Genomic DNA, 22,246 nt, shown 5'->3' with positions numbered 1-22,246 from the left:
AGAGCCGACCGCACCACGTTACAGGTGGCGCCTGGGAATGGCATCCATGCCCCTCGGATGACCCATGTCCCACTTATGGCGCTTTCGTGACGCATCACACAGCCATACCTGGGACATCACCCCACCGAAAGTGGGACGAGGGTGGTCGAGAGAGGGACAGGGGTGGTCGGGACCGGGACAATCTCGGGGAGAGAGGGACTCAGGGTTGCGCTGACGGAAGATAGACGCATGGCAGACACCGACGCCCACCCCATCACGGTGGCGATCGAGCGGCGCATCGACCCGACGCGCACCGCCGAAGCGACCTCCTGGATGCAGGCCGGCACCGACCTCGCGACCGCTTTTCCGGGCTTCCTCGGCTCGGGCTGGGTGCGCGCGGGCGAAGACAGCGACCTCTGGTACATGCTGTACCGCTTCCGCGACATCACGACGCTCGAGGAGTGGGAGAGCTCCCCGCAGCGGCAGTGGTGGCTCGACTCGGGCCGCCCGTTCGCGCGCGAGGAGCGCAGCGAGCGGCGCACGGGGATCGAGGGCTGGTTCGACGCCCCGCACGGCTCGATCCTCGAAGCGGCGACGGTGACGGATGCCGGAACCCAGCCGATCCAGCAGCCCGTGCCCCCGGCTCCCCCGCGCTGGAAGCAGGCGGTGACGATCTGGGTCGGCTTCTTCCCCACCAATCTGCTGGCGTCATGGCTGCTGGGCTTCATTCCGGGCTTCGCCGAGGTGCCGCTCGTGCTGCGCGTGCTCGCGACGACCCTCATGCTCACCCCCGTCATGACCTACGCGGTGCTCCCGTGGGTCACCCGCATGCTGCAGCCCTGGTTGCAGCGCCCCCGCCGATCGCGAAAGGCACAGTCATGACCGCCGACCCCACCGGATTCCGCTTCCGCCTGCGCGGCGAGCACTCGTCGGCCGAGATCACCCAGGTGGGGGCAGCGCTGCGCGCGCTCACCGTCGACGAGGTCGATCTCGTGCCGAGCTACCCCGACGACGCCCCGACGCCCGCGGCATCCGGGGTCGTGCTCGTGCCGTGGCCGAACCGCATCCGAGACGGCAAGTACACCTTCGAGGGCGAAGATTTGCAGCTGGCCATCAGCGAGCCGAAGTTCGGCAACGCCAGCCACGGACTGCTGCGGTTCGGGATGTACCAGGCGATCGAGCACACCGACGCCCGGCTCGTGCTCGGGGCCGACGTCGTGCCCCAGACCGGGTATCCCTTCCACCTGCGCACGCGCGTGACCTTCGACCTGCGCGACGACGGGCTGCACGTCACTCACGACATCGAGAACGTCGGAGCACGAACGGCGCCGGTGGCGCTCGGCGTGCACCCCTACCTGCAGATCGGGGGCGTGCCGACGGCCGATCTCGTGGTGCACTCCACTGGTACCTCGACGCTCGTGGTCGACGAGCGCAACATCCCCGTCGCCGAGGTGCCGGTCGATGCCGCCACCGATCTGCGCGCGGGCAAGCGCCTGGGCGACGCCGGCCTCGACAACGGCTACCGCGGGTTGGAGCGCGACGCCGAGGGACGCGCGCGCCACACGCTCACCGCTCCCGACGGGCGCCGTCTCGAGCTCTGGCAGGACGAGGGCTTCCGCTGGGCCCAGGTGTTCACGACCGACCGGTATCCGGGTCACCCGCTCGCCGTCGCGATCGAGCCGATGACGGCCCCCGCCAACGCCTTCGCCACGGGAACCGACCTCGAAAAGCTCGAACCCGGGTCGTCGATGCGCCGGGAATGGGGCGTGCGCTTCACCGCGTGACGCATTCTTGTCCCCCAAATGGGGGACAAAGAATTAGCCATATGACCAGGGAAAATCCCAGGCAAGGGCTTTCCTACGAAGGCGGCGCGAACGTTACCATGAGCGGTGACGGATTTCCGTCAAGGCCGGGGGAGGCAGAGGACCAAGGTTTCCCCTTGCCTTCTACCCGAACGAGCCGACGGGGGCCGAGGGTCCCGCGATGAGGGGGGATCCCCGTTCCGTCTGAAGGAAAGATCCCCCATCATGAGCACCGCGCTCCGCTTCGCCGTCCCCGTTTCTGTCTCGGTGCCGCGTCTGACCGGCCTCACGCGTCGACTCGCGGCGTTGTCCTCGCTTCACGTCGGCGCTGCCGCACTGACCACGCTGGTCGGCGGCCTGCTGCTCGCGATCGCGACCACGAGCGACCCGCTGTGGTGGCAGCTGCACTTCAGCCAGCTCGGCATCTTCGGCGATCTTTCCAGCGCATTCTTCAACACCACGCTCAAGGTCAGCGGAATGATCGTGGTGGTCTTCGCCTTCTGCGTGCGTCGTGACATCGCGCGTCTTGGTCGCGGTCCCGTGCGCCGCGGTGCGGCAACCGTTGCTTTCCTCTGCCTCAACTGCGTCGGTGTGAATCTCGCCCTGGTCGGCTGCATTCCCCTCAACACCGACAAAGACCTGCACGACAAGGTCGCCGGCTCCATGGTGCTCGGCTTCCTTGTGCTGCTGCTCAGCGCTCCGCTGATGCTCAACCGCCTCGGCAAGCGCATGGCGATCGGCACGGGCATCGCACTCGTGTGGCTGATCGCCTCGATCTCGCTGTTCGTGTCGGCCACGATCAACCTCGCCCTCTTCGAGACGATCTCGTGCGCGGCGATGTTCGCGTGGTCGGGCATGTTCACGCAGATCCTCGCGAGTGCGTCCGCCAAGACCACGCGCGATGTCGTGGAGGAAGTGGCGGATACCGCGGCCCCCGCCGTCGCCCACGTCGCCCCGCGCCGCCGGAGCCGCTCGGTGGTCGCCGCGCGCTCGCGCGCCTCGCTGCGCCCGCTCGGCACCGCCCGCGCACTCCCCCGCCCGGCGCAGACGCGTCGCATTGTGAGGACGCCCCTGTCCGCCTCGCCCCTCGAGCGCTTCCTGACGGTGCTCGCGCGCACCGAGCGCTCGCTGCCGACGAGCGACCGCACCGGAGTCGTGGCATCCGGAACCGTCCTCACCTCGGCGAACACCCGCACCGCGCCGCGCCGCGGTGTCGACGGTCGCCCGTCGACTCACGTCGCCGCGCGGCACCTCACGGCCAACGCGGGTGAGGCTTCCACGGCCGCGCGGACGCACGTCGCCGCTCGGGGCCCCGCCGCCTCTCGCCCGCTTGCGATCAGTGCTTCTCGCGCAGCTCGCGTCGGCTCAACGGGTGGTCGTCGTGGGCCGTCGGCGCGCTCTGCACGGACTCTCGCTCCGCGCGGCGCTGACGGCGGCGCTCGCTCGCTCCTTCGATGAGGTTGTAGAGCGTCGGCAGCACCAGCAGCGTCAGGAACGTCGACGACACGAGTCCGCCGATCACCACGACCGCGAGCGGCTGCGAGATGAACCCGCCGTGGCCGGTGATGCCGAGCGCCATCGGCACGAGCGCGAAGATCGCCGCGAGAGCCGTCATGAGGATCGGCCGCAGACGTCGCGCTCCGCCGACGATCGTGGCCTCGAACACGCTGAGACCCCGCGCCCGGTACTGGTTGACGAGGTCGATCAGCACGATCGCGTTGGTCACGACGATGCCGACGAGCATCAGCGCGCCGATCATTCCCGCGACCCCGAGCGGCACGCCCGTGATCAGGAGCATGAGGATCGCTCCGGTCGCCGCGAACGGCACCGACACGAGCAGCTCGAGCGGCTGGCGCAGCGACTTGAAGGTCGCCACCATCACGACGTAGACGATGAGGATCGCCGCGAGAAGGGCGAGGCCGAGCTGGCCGAAGGCATCCTGCTGGCTGGTGACCACACCACCCACCTCGGCCGTAGCGCCCTCGGGCAGCTGCACGTCGGCGAGCGCGTCGCGCACGGTCGCCGAGGAGCTGCCGAGGTCGTCGGAGGTCGGCGTCACGGTGATCGTCGCGGTGCGAAGGCCGCGCGCGGTCGTGATGGAGGGCGCCGTCTGGCTCTCTTCGACGGTCGCGATCTGGTCGAGGCGCACCGCTCCGCTCGCGCTCGGGATCTCGAGAGCGCGCAGGTCGTCGATCGTCTGCGGAGGATTCGCGGTGGCGAGGTACACGGTCACTCCGCGGCCGTCGAGCTCGACGGTGCCCGCCTGACGGGGCTGCTGCGCCCCGGAGACGAGGGCGCCGACCGCGCGCTCCGACAGACCGCGTTCCGCGGCCGCGGCGCGGTCGACACGCACCGACACGAAGGGCAGCGAGGCCGACAGGCTGCTGGTGACCTGGCCCACGCCCTCGCGACCCTGCAGCTGCGACACGACGGCATCGCTGGCCTGCTGCAGCGACGAGCCGTCGGCGGCGGTCACGTCGACGGTGATGTCGGTGGAGCCGAAGCCGCCCCCGGATGCCGCGACCTCGATCTCACCGGCGTCGGTGAGCTGTTCGAGCTCGGTGCGCACGCGCTCGCGGAGCTCGACCTGGTCGGCTCCGGACTCGGAGGTGATCGAGTACGTGATGCCCGAGCCGCCGCCCGAGAAGGCGTCGCGCAGCGCCGAGCCGCTCGAGCCGATCGAGGTCTGCACGGTCTGCACGCCCGGGGTGTCGAGCAGCACGGCCTCGACCTTCTGGGCCGCGGCGTCTTCGGCGTCGAGGCTGGGTGCCGAGCCGATCTTCTGCGTGACGGTGAAGGTGTTCTGACCCGAATCGCCGAGGAAATCGGTCTTGAGCAGGGGGAACGTGGCGAGGGTGCCGCCGAGGATGAGCACCGCCACCCCGAGGGTGACCGCCGAGTGCTTCAGCGTCCACGTGAGGATCGGGACGTAGGCCTTCTGCAGCCGCGACGGCGGGGCGTCGGCGGCCTCGGGATCGACCGGGTCGCCGTTGTCGTCGCGGATGACCTTGCCGGGCTTCAGGAACCACGACGCCAGCACGGGCACGATCGTCAGCGAGACGAGCAGCGAGGCGGCCATCGCGATGGTCACGGTGAGCGAGAACGGGCGGAACAGCTCTCCGGTGACGTCGCCGACGAAGGCGATCGGCAGGAACACCGCGACGGAGGTGATGGTGGATGCCGTGATGGCCGCGGCCACCTCGCGCACCGCGCGCACGATGGTGGGGATCTTGTCGGCGTCGCCGACGTAGTGGCGCTTGATGTTCTCGATCACCACGATCGAGTCGTCGACGACACGGCCGATCGCGATGGTCAGAGCTCCGAGGGTCAGGATGTTCAGCGAGTAGCCGAACGCCTGGAGGCCGACGAAGGTGATCAGCACGCTCGTGGGGATCGAGATGGCGGTGACGAGCGTCGAACGCACCGACATGAGGAAGACGAGGATCACCACGACCGCGAAGACGAGGCCGAGAAGACCCTCTTGCGCGAGGGCCTCGATGGACTGCTCGACGAAGGGCGCCTGGTCGAAGACGACGGTGAAGGTCGCCCCCTCACCCAGCTGTGATTCGAGGGCGGGCAGCGCCGCGAGCACTCCGCGCGAGACGTCGACGGTGTTGGCTGCGGGCAGCTTCGTCACCGCGATGGTCAGCGCCGGCTTGCCGTCGACGCGCGACAGCGTCGTCACCGGGTCGGTCTGCAGGGCGACGTCGGCCACGTCGGCGATCGTGGTCTGGCCGGCCGCGATCTGCGCGGCGTCGGTCGGAACGAGCGGGAGAGCCGAGATCTCGTCGACGCTGGTGAGCTTCGAGCCCGTCTGCACGGTGAGGGTCTGGTCGTTCTCGGTGAGCGAGCCGCCCGGGAAGAGCACGCCGTTCGCGTCGAGCGCGTCGGTGATGGCCTGCTGACTGAACCCGCGTTCGCTCAGGCGGGTGGCATCCGGAGTGATCGTCACCCGCTCGCCGGTGCCGCCGACGATCTGCGCGCCGTTGACGCCCGCGACGTCTTCGAGGTCGGGAACCACGCTCGTCTGGAGGGTCGCCTGCGTCGCCTGCGCGTCGGTGAAGCCCGTCACGGCGAGCTGGATGACGGGGAAGTCGTCGATGCTCGCCGACGCCACCGTCGTGTCGGCGGAGTCGGGCAGCTGGTCGTTGATGCGGGCGATCGCGGCGAGGATCTTCTGCTGCGCGGCCGCCAGGTCGGTGCCGTAGGTGAACGACGCCGACACGATCGACGAGTTCGTGGTGCTGGTGGCGGTGGTGGACTCGAGCCCCTCCACCCCGCGGATCGCGTTCTCGATCGGCGTCGACACGTCTGTCTCGACGACCTCGGGCGACGCACCCGGGTAGGTCGTGACGACGGCGAGCTGCGGGAACTCGATCGAGGGGATGAGCTCTTGCTTGAGGCTCGTCAACGCGAGACCGCCGAAGATCGCGGCGACGATCGTGACGAGGGCGATGAGGGCGCGGTTCTTCAGGCTGAGAACGGCCAGGTACGACACGAAGGACCCTCCGAGATCACATTCGATACAGGTGTGTATCGAACCTCAGTATCCCATGGGGTTTCCGAGGGCGGTCCGCTCTAGAACAGCGAGCCCACCGTCAATCCGAGCGCGGCGGCGAGCACCGATCCCACGAATGAGACGACGGCGTACGACAACGAGGCGCGCGTGCGCCCTTCCTCGGCCAGGAGCGCGGTCGTCACGGCCACCGCACTGAAGGTGGTGTACCCGCCGAGCAGGCCGGTCCCCAGGATCCAGCGCCACGTCTCGTCGGCGGGAAGGGCGCTCAGGATGCCGAGGACCAGGGCTCCCGTGAGGTTCACCACGAGGATCCCCCAGGGGAACCCCTCACCCGTTCGCCGGCGGATGAGCACGTCGAGGACGTAGCGCAGGGCCGCCCCGATGCCACCGGCGACGGCGACGGCGAGGAAGAGGAGGGGTGTCACGCCGCCAATCTACGCGGTCGCCGTGGCCCGGTCAGGCTTCGAGGGCCTCCACCCGCCGCCGCAGCTCGGCCGCCTTGTCGGCCCCGATCTGCGCTTCGGCGAGCTTGAGGGCGGCGCTCGCGGTGAGGGTGCGCGCCACGAGGTAGGTCGGGCTGGCCTTGAGGTCGGGGATGACGTCGAGGATGATGCCCTCGGCATCCGGATCGGTCATCAGCTTGCCGAGCTTGATCTTGGCGAGGTCGTATCGAGCGGCCATTTTTCCTCCGTGGGTGGGCGCATCGTCGCACCCCTCGGCAGATTGTTGCACATATGTACCGTTATGTCATCGCCGACTGTGTCGCGTGGGCCAGAGCACCCACCTCGGCGAACGCCGAGCGAGATTCGGGCGTCCAGAACGCCCCGACGTAGACGTGGAACCCGGCCGGCGCCGTGATCAGGCGCACCGGCGCTCCGACGGCATCCGCCCGCCGAGTGAACGCCACCGCGTCGTCGAAGAAGATGTCACGGCCGCCCTGGAACAACAGAGTCGGGGGCAGACCGGTCGGATCCATGCGCGCGGGATCGATCGCCGGGTCGTCCAGCCCCCGTTCGCCCGCCCAGGCAGCCGCTCCCGCGCGGAGTCCGGGCACCCGCAACGAGGGATCGCGACGCGCCCGCCGGGCGATCGCGGGGTTCTCGAGGCCCAGGTCGAGCCAGGGCGAGAACAGCACGAGGGCGTCGCGGCGACGAGAGGCGCGCAGGGCCAGACCGACGGCGAGAGCGCCGCCCGCCGAGTCTCCGGCCACCCAGAGCCTCGAGGCCCGCGCCGCGAGGCGCTCGTACTGCGCATCGATCACGGCCAGGGTGTGGTCTGCGCCGCGCTCGGGCGCCAGCGGATAACAGACCACTGTGATCGCCGCCCCCGTCGCCCGGGCGAGACGCTCGACGATCCACCAGTGCTCGGCCACGAGCGGGTTCACGAGTCCCCCACCGGGCAGGTACATCAGCTCGAGCCCCGGAGTGCGCGCCGCCGGCTCGTAGCGGTAGACCGGCAGGTCGCCCTCGCGCGAGACGACCACGCGACCCGACCGGCGAAGGCGCGCGGGCGGCTCCGCGGGCCACCGATCGGGGTCGAGGGTGTCGAGGTAATCGTCGCGTGCGAGCGCCCGCCGGATCGACCGCGCACTCACCCACATGGCCCCCGCCGTGAGCGTCATCGACACCGACACGCGCTAGCCCTCGCGCGCGTCGGCGGCCATGTCGGCGAGCGCGTTCGTCGTCACCAGGCGCACCACCGCCGGCAGACCCGCGGCGATCTTGCGCCCGACCAGCGGACCGAACACCCCGGCGAGGGGACCCGAGATCTCCACGGCGTGCGTCACCGACAGGCCGTTCGGCGTCTGGCGCATGCGGTGCGGGAACGACAGCACCGCCCCGGGCAGACCGATGCGGAAATTCATCGCGACACCCGGCTGCAGCTCGGTGAAGGTGAAGCGCTGCGCGGGAGTCCCGTGGTTGAGCACGCGACCGGTCGAGCCCACGCGCGGCGGCGCCGCGAAGACGGCCTCGCGCAGGTCGGGATCGTCGACGGCCCAGTCGGCCGGGGTCGTCCACCTCTTCCACACCGCCTCGGCGGAGGCGGTCGTCAGGTGCGTGTATTCGCGGCGCCAGGTCATCACAGGGCTCCCGTCTGTTCGTCGTCGGTCGAGGGGTCGGAGAGCAGGGCGCGGGCCTGCAGCGCGGCGCGCTCCCCCGCGCGCACCGCGCCGTCCATGAAGCCGGTCCACCGGCTCGCGGTCTCGGTGCCCGCCCACAGCACGCGGCCGACCGGGGTGGCGAGGGCGGACGCGTAGGGCACGACCGCTCCCGGCCCGGGGGCGGCGGTGGGGCCGCCGGCGACCCACGGCTCGGCACCCCAGCGCTGATCGATGTAGCCCGTGGCATCCAGCGCCGTCGGTCCGAACAGGTCGGCGAACGACGACAGGGCGCGGGCACGGCGTTCGGCGAGGGGCAGGTCGTCCCACTCACGGGCGTAGACACCCCCGATGAAGCCGAGCAGAACGCCGGGAGCGTCGGGGCCGGCGGGACCGGCGTCGAAGGTGATGAAGGCAGGGCCGGTGTCGGACACCCCCTGACCCGACAGGTCGTGGTCGCGCCAGAACGGACGGTCGTACACCGCGTAGGCCTTCGACAGCACTCCCGCGGGCCAGCGCTGCGACATCTGCGTCTGCACGGGCGGCAGCGCGGGCGAGAACTCGATGCGTGTGCGCAGCGACGGCGGCACGGCGACGATCACCGTCCGCGCACGGACCGTCTCGCGATCGGTCGACACCCGCACCTCGTCACCCTCCGCCTCGACGCGACGCACGGGAGAGTCGAGGCGCAGCGCGTCGCCGAGACCCGCGGCGAGACGCACGGCGATCTCGTGCGAGCCCTCGACGAAGTGCTCCTCCTGCGCGCCGCCGGCGGTGTCGAGCATCGCCGACAGCCCACCCGCCTGGTGGATGTAGTGCAGGGCGTGCAGGAACGAGATCTCGTCGGGCTCGCAGCCCCACGTCGTGCGCCCGGCGATCGCGATGAGGTCGCGAGCGGCGGCGGAGGCGTGCGAGCGGCGCAGCCACGAACCGAGGCTCTCGGCGTCCCACTGCGCGGCCTGCGGCGCGGACGCGGGGTCGCCGCAGGGCACCGACCGGGCGAGGCGGTCGAGCGTCAGCTGCACGCGCCCGACGTCGAGAAGGCTCGCCCCCACCGGCGGCACGGTGCCGCGGTAGCGGCGATGCTGACCGCGCCAGCGGATGACGTTCTGCCCCGCCGTGTATGTCGGGAAGCGCGAGACCCCCACCTCGTCGGCGAGGGCGACGATGCGATCCTGCCCGGGACCGACGAAGGTGCCCCCGAGGTCGACGTGCACGCCGCCCACCCGCGCCGACGCCACGCGCCCGCCGACGCGCGACGCGGCCTCGAACACGGCGACGCGCGCCCCGAACTGACGCAGGCGATGAGCGGCGGTCAGACCCGACAGGCCCGCGCCGATCACGACGACATCGACGTCGGCAGCGGCCGACTCGTCCACGGCTCTCGAGGGTGCGGTCATAGGCTTGCTCCGTTTCTGGTGCGACACCGACCGGTGCGGCCGGCGAGGAGGACAGCGTGAGCGAGACGACGAGTCGATCGATGCGGGCCCGCGGCCGCGCGCGTCGCGAGCTGCTGCTGGACGCCACGATCGCGATCATCGCCGAGGGGGGCATCGCCGCCGTCACGCACAGGGCGGTGGCCGCCGCGGCGGGCGTGCCGCACTCGTCGACGACCTACTTCTTCGCCTCGCTCGACGACATGATCGGCGAGGCCGTCGCGCACGCCATGGCCGCCGAGCTCGAGCGACTCGAGCAGTTCCGCTCCGTGCTCGTCTCGGGCGCGAACAGTCCGGGGGCGGCGATCGACGAGTTCGTCGAGATCGTGCGCAGCCAGTCGCAGGACCACACGGTCGCGCAGTTCGAGATCTACCTGTTCGCGTCGCGGCATCCGGCGCTGCGCGTGCACGTCGCGCAGATCCTCGACGAGACGCGGGCGCTCGCCGCGGCCGTGCTGCAGACCAACGGCGTGACCGATCCGCACGCCGCCGCTGCGGTCGTCGCGCTGATCGACGGTTTCGCCCTGCATCGCATCGCCCGTTCCGAAGAGGTCCAGTTCCAGTCCCTGGCGCACGCCCTGCGCGCCGCCATCGTGGGGTTCGTGACCCTCGCCGCGACGTCGTCACTCGGCGAAGGGGATCACTCGCCCGCTTAGTTGGCACAAACGTACAGGTTTCTCGCGCGCATCGTTGCTCCTCGCGAGCGAATTCACGTCTTCGTCACACAAAACGGTACGTGTGTGCAATAAAGTGACCCGATAGTCGATCCCGATGCCGTGATCGACAGAAGGGCTCCGCGATGATCCGACCCCGTCCCCAGGACCACCTGCTCCGCTGGGGCGCGCGCGCCCTGGGCTCACTCCCGCGCGCCGCGCTCCGCGTCGCGAACGGCCGCCCCGTCGTGGTCGACGGCCACACCCTGCACCCCGCGGTGCAGGCATCGCTACGCGTGATGAACGACTCCCCCGGGGCGCACTTCGAGCGCCTCCCGCTCGACGAGGCCCGCGCGCACATCGAGCTCGAGGCGTGGACCTTCGCCAGCGGCATCCGCCTGGCCGAGCGCTCCGACATCGAGATCCCGATGCGAGCGGGCACCGTGCCGGGCCGCGTCTACCGCGCGCGCACCGACGTGGCGGCATCCGGAACCATCGTCTACTTCCACGGCGGGGGCTGGGTTCTCGGATCGGTCGACAGCGCGGATGCCACGTGCCGCACGCTCGCGAAGACCTCGGGCCTGACGGTGGTCTCGGTCGGCTACCGCCTGGCGCCCGAGTCACCCTTCCCCGCGGGGCTGCACGACGGCGTCGACGCGTTCCGGTGGGTGCGCGACAACGCGGCGCGGTTCGGCGGGACCGCCGAGACCGTCGGCGTCGGCGGCGAGAGCGCGGGCGGCAACATGGCGGCGGTCGTGGCGGCGGTGACGCGCGACGATGCCGGCGGCGCCCCCGCCTTCCAGATCCTGTTCTGCCCCGTGACCGACCTGTCTCGGGAACACCGGTCGTACGAGCTGTTCCGCGACGGGTTCTTCCTCACCGCGGCGCAGATGCACTGGTATGCCGCGCACTATCTCAGCGGCGGCGGCCGCGCGGAGGATCCCCTGGTCTCTCCCCTGCGAGCCGCCGACCTCGCAGGCCTCGCTCCCGCCTACGTCGCCGTGTCGGGTTTCGACGTGCTGCGCGACGAGGGGGTCGCGTACGCCGAGCGCCTCGAGGCCGCGGGCGTGCCCACGCGGCTCGTGACGCACACCGACCAGATCCATGGCTTCTTCAACGCGTGCGGAGCGCTGCGCGACGCCCGGGAGGCGGTGGCGGATGCCGGGCGGTGGGCCCTCGACACGCTCTCGGCCGCGCGGACGGGCGGCCGCCGGTGATCCCCGACGCTCCGCTCGTGACGCCCACGGCCTACGCCGAACCGACGCGCCCCGTGCGGGCGGGGTGGATCGCGGCGTTCGCCGGCGTCTGGCTCGGGCTGTGGATGGCCCAGCTCGTGCCGGTGCAGGTGCTGCTGCCCCTGCAGATCGCGGCCCAGCACGCGTCGGACGACTGGCTGGTCTCGCTGGTCGCCTACGGCCTGGTCAGCGCGGTCGCGGGGACCTTCGTGGTGGTCGCGTATCCGATCGTCGGTGCGCTGAGCGATCGTACGCGCTCCCGCTTCGGCCGGCGACGACCCTGGATCTTCGGCGGGGTCGTGGTCGCGTCGGTCGGACTCGCCCTCCTCGGCATCCAGACCGAGACGCTCGGCACCGTCGTCATGTGGACCGCGGTGATGCTCGGCTTCTGCATGGCCTCGGCCGCCCTCACCGCGGTGATGGCCGACAGCGTGCCGGCCGGTCAGCGCGGACTCGTCTCGGGCTGGATCTCGGCCCCGAACGCTCTCGGCATCCTGCTCGGGATCGTGCTGGTGACCGCGGTTTTCACCACCACCGCCTCGGGCTACCTCGCCCTGGCCGCGTGCAATCTCGCCCTCGCGGTGCCGTTCCTGCTCGTGCTGCGCGACGTGCCGCTGACCGACGCCGAGGCGGCGCTGCTCGGCCCCCTCACCGCCCGCACGATCCTCTCCTCGATCTGGGTCGACCCCCGGCGTCACCCCGACTTCGCGTGGACGGTCGCGAGCCGCGTGCTCATCAACCTCGGCAACGCCATCGCCACGACGATGCTGCTGTACTTCTTCACCTTCGCGCTGCGCGTGGCCGACCCGACCGGCTTCCTCGTCTTCACGACGGTGATCTACATGGTCGTCACGATCGTGGCATCTGTCGCCCTCGGCAAGCTCAGCGACGTCGTGCAGCGCCGTCGCGTGTTCGTGCTCGCCTCGGGGGTGGCGCAGGCCGTCTCGGCTCTGCTGCTGGCCGTCGCCCCGGCCGAATCGACCGCCGTGATCGGCGCCGTGCTGCTCGGCCTCGGCCAGGGGTGCTTCTTCGCGGTCGATCAGGCCCTCGCGACGCAGGTGCTCCCCTCGGCCGAGACGCGCGGCAAAGACGTCGGGATCATGAACATCGCCCTCGCCGGTCCGCAGGCCTTCGGTCCGCTGCTCGGGGCCGGGGCGGTCGTGCTCTTCGGCGGGTTCGCGGGCCTCTTCCTCGCCAGCGGCCTGGCGGGTCTGCTGGGCTCGGTCATCATCATGCGGGTGCGCTCGGTGCGGTGATCGTCGACGGATGCCGGGAGCCCGCGGCATCCGCACCTTCGGGGTTCAGCCGTAGAGCGCCCGGATGATCCGCTCCACGATGTGGTCGACCGTGGCGGTGCGGCGCATGGTCGTGAGCGTCAGCAGCGGGAACCGCTGACGCGTCAGCGCCTTCGGGTACGCGAACTCGCGGAGGCCGTCCGTCCCGTGGATGCGCCCGAAGCCCGAATCGCCCACGCCGCCGAACGGCAGGGCGGGGATCGCGGCGAACGAGATGACCGAGTTGATCGCGATCATTCCGCCGCGCAGGCGCAGCGCGAGCTCGCGGCCGCGACGCTTCGAGAACACCGCGCCCGAGAGCCCGTACCGCACGGCGTTGGCCTTCTCGATGGCTTCGTCCATGGATGCCACGCGGTTGACGACCAGGGTGGGGCCGAAGGTCTCGTCCCGCACGGCCGATGACCGCTCGTCGACGTCGGTGAGCAGCACCGGCTGCACGGTCGTGCCCGCGCCCGGGACGGAGCCCACGCGCGGCGTCGCGCCCCGCGCGAGCGCGTCGGCGACGTGCGCACGCACGACGTCGGCCTGGCGCGGCATGGTGAGCGGACCGAGCGTGGCGTCGTCGCCGGTTCCGGCGCGCAGTTCGCGCGTGCGCTCGGCGACGGCCTCGACGAACCGGTCGTACACCTTCGCGTGGGCGTAGACGCGCTCGATGCCGATGCAGGTCTGCCCCGCGTTCGAGTACGCACCCCACACGGCCGCTTCGGCCGCCGCCGCGAGATCGGCGTCTTCATCGACGAGGAGGGCGTCTTTGCCGCCGGCCTCGATGACGACCGGGGTCAGGGTCTCCGCGCACGCGGCCATGACGGCCTTGCCCGTCGCGGTGGATCCGGTGAAGGCCACCTTGTCGACGCCTGCTCGGCACAGGGCGGCGCCGGTGGGCCCGAACCCGGTCACCACCGCGAACACGTCGGCCGCCCCGCCGGCGCGCACGAACGCCCGCTGCAGCCAGGCGCCGACGCCGGGGGTGTACTCGCTCGGCTTGAACACGACGGCATTCCCCGCGGCGAGCGCATACGCGAGGGAGCCCATGGGCGTGAAGACCGGGTAGTTCCACGGCCCGATCACCCCCACGACGCCGTAGGGCACGTATCCCACGCTCGCGTGCTGGTTGAGCATGAGCACGCCCGATCCGACCCGCCGTCGGCGCAGGATGCGCGGGGCGTGCGTGGCCGCCCACGCGAGGTGGTCGAGCGTGAGCATGATCTCGAGGCGCGCGTCGCCCCGAGGCTTGCCCGTCTCGGCGCGTACGAGCGAGATGAGGTCGTCGAGGTGCGCCACGATGTCGCGGCGCCAGGCCCGCAGCACGCGGCGCCGCCCGGCGAAGCCGAGGGCCCGCCACGACGCCGCCGCGCGGCGGGCACGATCGACCGCCGCGTCGACGTCGTCCGGGCTGTGCACCGGGAACGTGTCGACGACGCTGCCGTCGAGCGGGCTCGTCGACGAAAAGGTCGTGGTGGTCATGGCATCCATCTCACACCTCGTGCTTCTGTCCGTACCCCGTCGCCACGGCCGCGGCGATCACCGCGGCCTGCTGCTCGGGGGTGAGCTCGGCCGGGTCGCCGGCCGCGCGGGCGCGGAGGTAGATGTCGCACGCCCACTCGAGCACCGCGGTGTTCGCCACCGCATCGGCGAGGTCGCCTCCCGTGGTCACGGCCCCGTGGTGGGCGAGGATCGCGGCGTTGGCCCCGGCGAGGGCGGCACCGGTGTCGGCGGCGAGCTCGGCCGAGCCGAACACCGAGAACGGCACGACCTCGATCTCGCCGCCCAGGGCGATCTGCTGGTAGTGCACGCACGGCAGGCGGTCGGACACCAGCGACACCGCCACCGCCGCCGGCGCGTGGGTGTGCACGACGGCACCCACGGCGTCGTCGGTGTAGGCCGCCCGGTGCAGATCGAGTTCGGAGCTGGGGGCGAGCGCGCCCGTCACCACGCGCCGGTCGGCGTCGACGACCACCACGTCGTCGGCGACGGCCTCGGCGAACACGACCCCGGTCGCGGTGATGGCGATGCCGCCCTCGACCCGCACGCTCACGTTGCCCGCGGTGCCCTTGACGAGCCCCTGTGCGGCGAGAGAGCGGCACGCGCTCGCCACGGCCTCGCGCACATCCCCCACGGTCGCGGCCGTCATCGCGCCGCCGCCGAGAGGAGGGCGTCGATGGATGCCGCGTCGTACACGCCGTGGTCGGTGCCCACTCCCGCGACCACCTGCGACGCCGTGGCCGAACCGAAGCGCGCGGCGTCGCGAGAGGACTGCCCGCGGAGCTTGGCGTACACGAAGCCCGCCGAGAAGGCGTCGCCGCCGCCGCTGGTGTCGACCGGCTCGGCGGGGACGATCGGGACGAACGCGACGGCATCCTCCTCGACCACCACGACGTCGCCGCCCCCGTCGGTCACCGCGACGACGCGGGCTCCGGCCGCGTGCAGGGCGCGGGCGGCGGCGACCAGGTCGGCGGCGCCGGTCCACCCCATCGCCTGTTCGGCGTTGGGCAGCACGTAGTCGGTGTGCGGCAGCAGCGGCTCGATGAGGGCGTAGAAGGCGGGTTCGCCGCCGATGAGGAAGTCGAGCGAGGTGGTCGCTCCGTGAGCATGGGCGTACTCGAGGATCTCGACGACGTTCTCGGGCCCGAGCAGCTCGGGAGCGCCGACGTGCACGTGCGCGGCGGCGGCGAGCGCCTCCCAGGGCACGACGTCGGCCGCGAGCGCGTTGGCCCCGACCACGTGCAGGGCGGGTCGCGATCCATCGGAGCGGATGGGCAGCACGGATGCCGAGGTGGGCAGCTCACCCGTGATGAGGTGGGTCACATCGACGCCCGCGTCGCGCAGCAGACCGACGAGCACGCGTCCGGCGACGTCCTCTCCCACGGCGCCGCTCGTGACGACTCGCGCGCCGAGCTTGGTCAGCACGAGCGCGGTGCCCCCGGCGGGCCCGGCGGCCGACATGACGATCTCATCGACGAGCAGCGACCCCTGCCCCTCGGGAATCTCGTCGACGGGTTGCACGATCGTGTCGAGCACGTGGGCGCCGAGCGTGACGATCTGGGGGGCGGCGTTCATCGTCGAACCTCCGGGGTCGGGTCACCGGCGCGGCGAACCCACGTCGGTAAGTGGCACATTTGTACCACTTTCTCGACCGGTTCGACAAGCGTCAGACGCGGGCGCGCCCACCCCGACCGAGCAACACGCCCACCCAGGCCGCCGCGGTCCCCACGATGACCGTCGCCACACCCCACCACAGCAGCCCGAGATCCGCCGACTCGACGGCGAGCGAGCTGTAGGTCGTGAAGCCGCCCAGCACTCCCGTACCGACGAACAGCTGCACCCGCTGGGCGCGCGACGACTCCGGCATCCGGGCTCTCCACCCGAACAGGATGCCGATCGCGAACGCCCCCACGACGTTGACGATCGGTACGAGAGCAGGCCCCAGGTCGTCGCCGAACGCGAGCGTCAGCCCCGCGCGCGCGGCAGTGCCGATCGCGCCGCCCACGGCGACGAGGACGACGTCACGCCACATGCTCACCGCGCCACCCTACGCCCGCGGCGGCTGCGGAACCCTCGCCTCGAGCCACGCGACCAGATCCGGGAAGTCGTCGAAGACGCTCATCGTCGTGAACAACGTGCGACCCCGCACATCGGTGCCGCGAAGCCGTCCGCCTGACCGCCACGAGAACGATGCGATCTCGGATGCCGCGACCCTCCGCGACCGGCGGAGCCCCGGGCGCACGAGAAGGTGATCGTCGTAGCCGACGATGCGCGCGCGCCCGGCCGAGAGCGCCCAGAGGAAGATGACCGCACCGAGGCCGCCGAGGGTGCTCAGCCACACGATGACTCCTACGACGGCGAGTGGCCCACCATGAACGATCTCCGTGACGGCGAGGACGCCCGCTCCCGCGAGGAAGACGAGACCCGTGCCGCGGGCGATCAGGTGCTGCGAAGGCGCGCGCTCGACGACGAAGAGAGGCCGGTCGATCCCGTCCTCCGGTGGCGGAGCGCTGTCGTCCGCGGCCGAGGGGTGGGGCGCGCCACCGGGTCGGCCCTCGACGTATCGTCGCCGGATCCCGTACGCCACCGTCGCGAGCACCCCCGCCGCGCCGATGAGCGCGAGCCAGGTGATGCCGGTCACGAACGCGATGGCGACGGCCGCAAACGAATACGCGATGACCGCGAGCACCGCCGTCTCACGCTGCCGACGCTTCTTCCACGTCGCTTTCCAGCCGCGGGGCGCCGTGCTCTTCGACATGGCCCGGGCTGTCGCGAGAACCCGCGGATCCGCGGCCAGTCGAGCGACCTCTTCGTCGGTCCACTCGTCGCGCCGCCACCCGCGCGGCTCAGCGGAGTTCTGCACGGCGGCGCGCAGAAGGTTTCGGAAGGCGTCGTCCTGACGGAGTCCCCGCCGCAGGACCCCCCGCGAAGCGCCGGTCGGTCGAAACAGCTCCTGGGCACCGGGGACCATACGGTACAGCGCGCGGGCCTCCGGCGTCAGCAGACCGAAGAGACGCGTCGGAGCCTCCACCTGCCCGGCGGCCCCGCCCCGGGACAGGGAAACGCGCGGACTGGTGGGAGTGTCCGGGGTCGAGCCCACTCTCACTCCCCCAGAATCAGTCGCCGGATCGCGGCGTCCTTCGAGCCGCCGAGCTCCATCGTGCGGCCCTTGCGATACAGCGAGAAGACACGCGGGTCGATGTAGCTCGCCCGCGCCACGGCGGGGGTGTTGCCCAGGGCCTCTGCGGTCGCGCGGACAGCGGCGACCTCGGCCTTCTTGCGCTCGTTCTTGCCACCGACGGCGCCGACCTTCGCGAGGGACTCCGCCGCGAGGATCGTTCCGCGCAGCGTCCGGAAGTCCTTCGCGCTGAACGGCCCGCCCGTGAGCGAGCGCACGTACCCGTTGACGTCGCCGGGGGTCAGTGGCACGCGCCGCCGACCCCGCTTGAAGGTCAGCAGTGCCGCCCGGGGGCGCCCGAGCGCGAGCTCTTCGACGATGGCGGCGAGCTCCGCGTCGCGCAGAGACAGCTCCGCCCGCTTGCCGCTCTTGGCGGGGAACGACAGACGGATGAGGTCGCCCTCGACGGTCGCATCCCGGCGCTGCAGGGTCGTCAGGCCGCGGCTGCCGTTGGTGACGAAGTAGCGCGCGTTGCCGACGCGCGGCGCCACGAGGTCGAGGAAGCGGAACGACACCGCCAGCACGCGTTCGCGATCGGCCTCGGCCCGTCGGAGCGACTGCGTCACCCGGGAGCGCGCCCGCGGCAACGCCTCGGCCAGTTGCAGGGCGCGGGCGAACTTGCCCTTGTCCTGCCTCTTCGACCAGTCCGCGTGATAGGTGTACTGCCGCCGCCCGGCCTCGTCGGTGCCGACGGCCTGGATGTGCGCATTCGGCTCCTTCGCGATCCACACCTCGCGCCACGCGGGCGGAATGACCAGACCGCGAGCGCGCTCCGCTTCGCGCTCGGGCACCGAGGCCCCGGTGTGGTCGACGAAGCGGAACCCCGAACCGGAGCGCACGCGCCGATAGCCCGGATCCTCATAGGGCCGGACGCGGATCAGTCGCGCCATGGATCAGTGCGAGCGGAGCAGGTCGATGAGCTCCGCCTTCTTCTTGCCCGAGTACCCGGAGATGCCGAGTTCTTTCGCGCGCTGCTTCAGCTCGGCGACCGTGCGGTCTTCGTAGTCCTCGGCGTGCCCGCCCTTGGCGCCCACCGTGCCGCGGCCCTGCGCCGCAGCCGCGTTCGAGATGCGCGCGGCCTTCTCCTTCGAGTCGCCCTGCGTGCGCAGCTCCTCATACAGATCGGGATCTTTCAGGCTGTTGGATCCTCGCCCCTGGGGCATGATCGGCTCCTTCCGACGGATGGCTCGACCGTACGACCGCGCTCGCGCCGCGGTCCGCGGGGTTGACAACAGCCCGGCTATCAGCCGATTTCGAGGGGCGTCAAGCCCGGGGGCGGGCGGCGCCCACAGTGACACGCTGGGCAAAACCCACTCGCCAGGTGCCGCCCACGAGGCGGCGAGCAAGGAGCCCCCCATGAACATCTTCCTGATCATCATCATCATCGCCGCGATCGTCATCGCGATCGTCAGCGGCCTCAGCCAGGCGGCCAGCTTCCTGCTGTGGGTCGCCATCATCGTCGGCCTCATCGCGCTGATCGTGCTGCTGTTCCGCCTCATCAGCGGTCGCAAGCCCGTCTGATCGTCGCGCCGGCGCCTCAAGGGCGCCCCACGACCACGCGGGTACCACCCGTTCCGGATGCCGCGTCCTCACCGAGGGCGCGGCATTCGTCGTTTCAGAAGGAGAGGTGGCTGAGCCTGTTGAAGCCACCGGAACCCCGCGGGACCCCCCTCCTGCCGAGGTGGCTGAGCCCGTCGAAGTCCCCGGCCGTACAGAGGTGGCTAAGCCTGTCGAAGCCACCGGCCGTACAGAGGTGGCTGAGCCTGTCGAAGCCACCGGCCGTACAGAGGTGGCTGAGCTTGTCGAAGCCACCGGCCGTACAGAGGTGGCTGAGCCTGTCGAAGCCACCGGCCGCACAGAGGTGGCTGAGCCTGTCGAGGCCACCGGCCGTACAGAGGTGGCTGAGCTTGTCGAAGCCACCGGACCCCCGCGCGCCCCGGTCCCTTCGACAAGCTCAGGGACCTCCCCGTGCGCTCGGGCACCCGCGCGTCCCGGTCCCTTCGACAGGCTCAGGGACCTCACTGTCGGCGACCTCACAGCCCACTCATCCCTGGCGGGGGTTGACGCACTCGCGATATATCGCGATACTCGACTTAACGCGATATATCGCGAGTGAGGAGCATCAACCATGGAGAAATGGATCGTCCACCCCGGCGAGACCCGCGTCATCGACGTCGGCGCGCTGCGCGAGCTCAAGATCGGACTCGTCGGCGGCCAGGTCGACGTCATCGCCCACGACGAACCCGAGGCACGCATCGAAGTGCACGGCGTCACGGTGAAAGACCTGCGCATCGAGATGGTCGACGGCCGCCTCGAGATCGACCACCCGCAGCTGCGGTGGGACAACTTCCTCGAGGTCTTCCGAAACTTCGGCGCCGGCGGCCCGAAGGCCGAGGTCAGCGTCGCGGTCCCCCGCAACGTCGCCCTCACCCTCGGCGTGGTCAGCGCGAGCGCACTGGTCTCGGGGCTGCGCACCGACGTGCGCCTGAACACCGTCTCGGGTGACATCATCGTCGACGGCCTCGTCGGCGACGTCGACCTCAACGCCGTCTCCGGCGACGTGCAGGTGCGCGAGCTCGACGGTGCCCTCAGCGCCAACAGCGTCTCGGGTGACGTCGCCGCGACCGGCCGCATCACCAAGGCCTCGATCGACACGGTCTCGGGTGCCATGCTCGTCGACTCGATGGGACCGACGCAGTCCATCTCGCTGAACTCGGTGAGCGGCACCGGCACAATCCGCCTCGACCGCTCGCTGCCCGCCAACTACGTGTCGCGGTCGGTCAGCGGCCGCGTGCAGATCGACGGCCAGGTGCGCTCGGGCAAGGGCCCGACCAACTACACCGGCTCGACCGGCGCCCTCGCGGGTCAGTTCGTCGACGTCCGTGCCAACACCGTCTCGGGCGAGATCACCGTGCTGCGCCGCGGCATCTCCGGTCTTCGTCCCGAGGAACTCGCCGGAGAGGAGGAGTGGTGATGAGCCCCGTCTTCTCGCACGGCGATCTTCGCCTGTACATCCTGAGCCTGCTCGATGAGGCCCCGCGCCACGGCTACGACCTCATGCAGGCGTTGTCCGAGCGCACGGGCGGCACCTACTCCCCCTCGGCCGGCACCATCTACCCCCGCTTGTCGAAGCTGGAGGAAGAGGGCCTGGTCACCAAGTCGGTCGACGGCCGCAAGACCGTGTACGAGATCACGGATGCCGGTCGCGCCGAGGTCGCATCGCGTTCGGGCGATCTCGAGGGCATCCAGGCCGGCCTCGCCGACAGCGTGCGGCTCATCGCCGACGAGGTGCGCGGAAGCGTCCGCGACGCCATGCGGAGTCTGCGCGCCGATCTCGCCGCGGCATCCCGCGAGGAGCGCGAGCAGGCGCAGTCGGTGCCCGCCGACGATCCCCGCTCCCGCAGTCGCGAGCAGCTCTCGCGCGCCGACGCGGCGATCAACGAGTTCCGCGGACGCGTGCGCAGCGAACTGCGCGCCCACGTCGCGCGGGGCGGCGAGCTCGCGGCATCCGGAGTCGACGAGATCGAGTCGGCACTGCGCGACGCGTCCGAGGCCGTGACCCGCGCGATGCGCGGCTGACGCCTCACTCCCAGGGCAGCTCCTCATCGGCGGCGGCCGGTTCTCCGAGCGGGACGACGAGAACCGGCCGGCGCTGGCGATGACTGAGCCGCGCGGCGACCGAACCGGTGAGGAACTCCCGGAACGACTCGCCGATCCCGCGCTTGCGAGTGCCCACCACGAGCAGCCCGGCGTCGACCTCGTCAGCGAGCTGGATGAGGGCGAGGGCGGGGTCGCCGATCACCTGCCGGACGCTCCAGTCGAGGTCGCGGCCGGCCAGCGCTTCGCCCGCCGCGCGACGCACCTCGTCGAGCGCGGCCTTGGCGGCGGCGCCCGCGACGTCGACGGTCGAGGAGTGCACGTAGCCGTCGGGGTCTTCGAACGCGACGAAGCGCGTGGTGTCGACGTGCGCCACGATCAGCGGCGCCTTCGACAGTGCGGCGTACCGGGCCGCTTCGCGCACGACCCGCGGCGACTGCCCGGGGACGACACCGGCGATGACCGCGCCGGTCGCGGTCTCGGGGCGGGGCTGATCGGTCATGACGGCTCCTGTCGCGACGGGGCGCTCCCCCGCGAGCCCACGACGGCTCGGCCGGAATGCGCCGTGATATCCTGGGTGTTACTCTTACCGGCTCGGTCCGGAACCGCAATACGCAGGGCTCTCAAGCGGCCCTCGACGTCGATCGTGAGGGGGTCTCGCATGGGGCGTGGCCGTCAGAAGGCGAAGAACACCAAGATCGCCCGTGAGCTGAAGTACGACACCTATTCGGTGAACTACTCGGCTCTCGAGCGCGAACTGGGTGCACCCGCTCCGGGTGAAGACGCGTACGTCGACAAGTGGGCCGACCAGTACAGCGACGAGTACGACAACGAGAAGGCCTGACGCCTTCGCGTTCGTCTTTCCCCTCGCGAGGCCGTATCGGTCCCGAGCGGTGATCGTCGTACCCCGATGAACAGATACGCCGAAGGGCGGTGACGTTTCTCGTCACCGCCCTTCGTTCGTGTGCGTCG

The 22,246-nt window shown here is 71.1% G+C and carries 23 protein-coding genes and 1 pseudogene; 10 read left to right on the top strand and 14 right to left on the bottom strand.

What is annotated here, in order from left to right:
- Nucleotides 1-228 precede the first annotated feature (228 nt).
- The 3 genes and pseudogenes from LPW41_RS02965 to LPW41_RS17155 form a co-directional block, all read left to right on the top strand.
- Entirely contained in the window at nt 229-861 is a 633-nt protein-coding gene (locus tag LPW41_RS02965) for an antibiotic biosynthesis monooxygenase (protein WP_144830191.1), read from the top strand.
- The gene (locus tag LPW41_RS02960; RefSeq protein WP_230704074.1) at nt 858-1,763 is read left to right on the top strand and encodes an aldose 1-epimerase family protein; all 906 of its coding nucleotides are present in this window, start codon (nt 858-860) and stop codon (nt 1,761-1,763) included. The genes LPW41_RS02965 and LPW41_RS02960 overlap by 4 nt, the downstream gene beginning before the upstream one ends.
- Before the next feature lie 243 nt (nt 1,764-2,006).
- Nucleotides 2,007-2,630, top strand: a pseudogene (locus LPW41_RS17155) (DUF998 domain-containing protein); the annotation flags it as partial.
- A gap of 487 nt (nt 2,631-3,117) precedes the next feature.
- On the opposite strand, the gene LPW41_RS02955 reads toward LPW41_RS17155, so the two are convergent.
- The 6 genes from LPW41_RS02955 to LPW41_RS02930 form a co-directional block, all read right to left on the bottom strand.
- Nucleotides 3,118-6,279: an efflux RND transporter permease subunit gene (locus LPW41_RS02955; protein ID WP_230704073.1), complete on the bottom strand. Its 3,162-nt coding sequence runs from the start codon at nt 6,277-6,279 to the stop codon at nt 3,118-3,120.
- Between the two features lie 80 nt (nt 6,280-6,359).
- Nucleotides 6,360-6,725 (bottom strand): fluoride efflux transporter CrcB, encoded by a 366-nt coding sequence (gene crcB / locus LPW41_RS02950; protein WP_144830199.1) that lies wholly within the window; start codon nt 6,723-6,725, stop codon nt 6,360-6,362.
- A 31-nt stretch (nt 6,726-6,756) separates the two neighbouring features.
- On the bottom strand, nt 6,757-6,981 hold the full coding sequence (locus tag LPW41_RS02945; RefSeq protein ID WP_144830202.1) for a hypothetical protein: 225 nt from the start codon (nt 6,979-6,981) through the stop codon (nt 6,757-6,759).
- A gap of 61 nt (nt 6,982-7,042) precedes the next feature.
- Complete coding sequence (locus tag LPW41_RS02940) at nt 7,043-7,933, bottom strand: alpha/beta hydrolase fold domain-containing protein (RefSeq protein ID WP_230704072.1); 891 nt, start codon at nt 7,931-7,933, stop codon at nt 7,043-7,045.
- Between the two features lie 3 nt (nt 7,934-7,936).
- Nucleotides 7,937-8,380, bottom strand: coding sequence for a hypothetical protein (locus LPW41_RS02935; protein WP_154096833.1), 444 nt, complete (start codon nt 8,378-8,380; stop codon nt 7,937-7,939).
- Nucleotides 8,380-9,798 carry a flavin monoamine oxidase family protein gene (locus LPW41_RS02930; protein WP_230704071.1) on the bottom strand — a complete coding sequence of 473 codons (1,419 nt, stop codon included), beginning with the start codon at nt 9,796-9,798 and terminating at the stop codon, nt 8,380-8,382. Before LPW41_RS02930 ends, LPW41_RS02935 begins: the two co-directional genes overlap by 1 nt.
- A gap of 56 nt (nt 9,799-9,854) precedes the next feature.
- Between LPW41_RS02930 and LPW41_RS02925 the strand changes: the two genes are divergently transcribed.
- The 3 genes from LPW41_RS02925 to LPW41_RS02915 all read left to right on the top strand — a co-directional run bounded on the left by LPW41_RS02925 (nt 9,855) and on the right by LPW41_RS02915 (nt 12,978).
- Nucleotides 9,855-10,490 (top strand): TetR/AcrR family transcriptional regulator, encoded by a 636-nt coding sequence (locus tag LPW41_RS02925; RefSeq protein ID WP_154096835.1) that lies wholly within the window; start codon nt 9,855-9,857, stop codon nt 10,488-10,490.
- A gap of 143 nt (nt 10,491-10,633) precedes the next feature.
- Nucleotides 10,634-11,704: an alpha/beta hydrolase gene (locus LPW41_RS02920; RefSeq protein ID WP_230704070.1), complete on the top strand. Its 1,071-nt coding sequence runs from the start codon at nt 10,634-10,636 to the stop codon at nt 11,702-11,704.
- A gap of 17 nt (nt 11,705-11,721) precedes the next feature.
- Nucleotides 11,722-12,978 (top strand): MFS transporter, encoded by a 1,257-nt coding sequence (locus LPW41_RS02915; RefSeq protein WP_230704069.1) that lies wholly within the window; start codon nt 11,722-11,724, stop codon nt 12,976-12,978.
- Nucleotides 12,979-13,023: 45 nt separating this feature from the next.
- On the opposite strand, the gene LPW41_RS02910 is transcribed toward LPW41_RS02915, so the two are convergent.
- The 7 genes from LPW41_RS02910 to LPW41_RS02880 form a co-directional block, all read right to left on the bottom strand.
- Nucleotides 13,024-14,481, bottom strand: a complete 1,458-nt coding sequence (locus LPW41_RS02910) for an aldehyde dehydrogenase family protein (RefSeq protein ID WP_230704068.1) — start codon at nt 14,479-14,481, stop codon at nt 13,024-13,026.
- Nucleotides 14,482-14,491: 10 nt separating this feature from the next.
- A complete protein-coding gene (locus LPW41_RS02905) occupies nt 14,492-15,148 on the bottom strand; it encodes a class II aldolase/adducin family protein (protein ID WP_154096838.1) in 657 nt (218 codons plus the stop codon).
- Nucleotides 15,145-16,074 (bottom strand): carbohydrate kinase family protein, encoded by a 930-nt coding sequence (locus LPW41_RS02900; RefSeq protein WP_230704067.1) that lies wholly within the window; start codon nt 16,072-16,074, stop codon nt 15,145-15,147. Before LPW41_RS02900 ends, LPW41_RS02905 begins: the two co-directional genes overlap by 4 nt.
- 91 nt (nt 16,075-16,165) lie before the next feature.
- The gene (locus LPW41_RS02895; protein ID WP_144831935.1) at nt 16,166-16,531 is read right to left on the bottom strand and encodes a CrcB family protein; all 366 of its coding nucleotides are present in this window, start codon (nt 16,529-16,531) and stop codon (nt 16,166-16,168) included.
- Between the two features lie 15 nt (nt 16,532-16,546).
- Entirely contained in the window at nt 16,547-17,362 is an 816-nt protein-coding gene (locus LPW41_RS02890) for a hypothetical protein (RefSeq protein WP_230704066.1), read from the bottom strand.
- Nucleotides 17,363-17,601: 239 nt separating this feature from the next.
- Nucleotides 17,602-18,567 carry a DNA topoisomerase IB gene (locus LPW41_RS02885; protein WP_144830229.1) on the bottom strand — a complete coding sequence of 322 codons (966 nt, stop codon included), beginning with the start codon at nt 18,565-18,567 and terminating at the stop codon, nt 17,602-17,604.
- Between the two features lie 3 nt (nt 18,568-18,570).
- Nucleotides 18,571-18,840: a Rho termination factor N-terminal domain-containing protein gene (locus LPW41_RS02880; RefSeq protein ID WP_144830232.1), complete on the bottom strand. Its 270-nt coding sequence runs from the start codon at nt 18,838-18,840 to the stop codon at nt 18,571-18,573.
- A 193-nt stretch (nt 18,841-19,033) separates the two neighbouring features.
- Between LPW41_RS02880 and LPW41_RS02875 the strand changes: the two genes are divergently transcribed.
- The 3 genes from LPW41_RS02875 (at nt 19,034) to LPW41_RS02865 (ending at nt 21,256) form a co-directional block, all read left to right on the top strand.
- Entirely contained in the window at nt 19,034-19,198 is a 165-nt protein-coding gene (locus LPW41_RS02875) for a hypothetical protein (RefSeq protein ID WP_186325427.1), read from the top strand.
- 607 nt (nt 19,199-19,805) lie between these two features.
- Nucleotides 19,806-20,651, top strand: coding sequence for a DUF4097 family beta strand repeat-containing protein (locus LPW41_RS02870; RefSeq protein WP_230704065.1), 846 nt, complete (start codon nt 19,806-19,808; stop codon nt 20,649-20,651).
- The gene (locus tag LPW41_RS02865) at nt 20,651-21,256 is read left to right on the top strand and encodes a PadR family transcriptional regulator (protein WP_144830239.1); all 606 of its coding nucleotides are present in this window, start codon (nt 20,651-20,653) and stop codon (nt 21,254-21,256) included. The genes LPW41_RS02870 and LPW41_RS02865 overlap by 1 nt, the downstream gene beginning before the upstream one ends.
- A gap of 4 nt (nt 21,257-21,260) precedes the next feature.
- On the opposite strand, the gene LPW41_RS02860 is transcribed toward LPW41_RS02865, so the two are convergent.
- A complete protein-coding gene (locus LPW41_RS02860; RefSeq protein WP_144830244.1) occupies nt 21,261-21,776 on the bottom strand; it encodes a universal stress protein in 516 nt (171 codons plus the stop codon).
- Nucleotides 21,777-21,935: 159 nt separating this feature from the next.
- Here LPW41_RS02860 and LPW41_RS02855 point away from each other — a divergent pair, with 159 nt between their 5' ends.
- Nucleotides 21,936-22,118, top strand: a complete 183-nt coding sequence (locus LPW41_RS02855; protein ID WP_056225789.1) for a DUF3073 domain-containing protein — start codon at nt 21,936-21,938, stop codon at nt 22,116-22,118.
- Nucleotides 22,119-22,246 lie beyond the last annotated feature (128 nt).

It is taken from the genome of Microbacterium sp. JC 701 (assembly GCF_021026215.1).
GTDB lineage: Bacteria > Actinomycetota > Actinomycetes > Actinomycetales > Microbacteriaceae > Microbacterium > Microbacterium algihabitans.
This window is presented reverse-complemented; position numbering and strand designations above follow the sequence as displayed.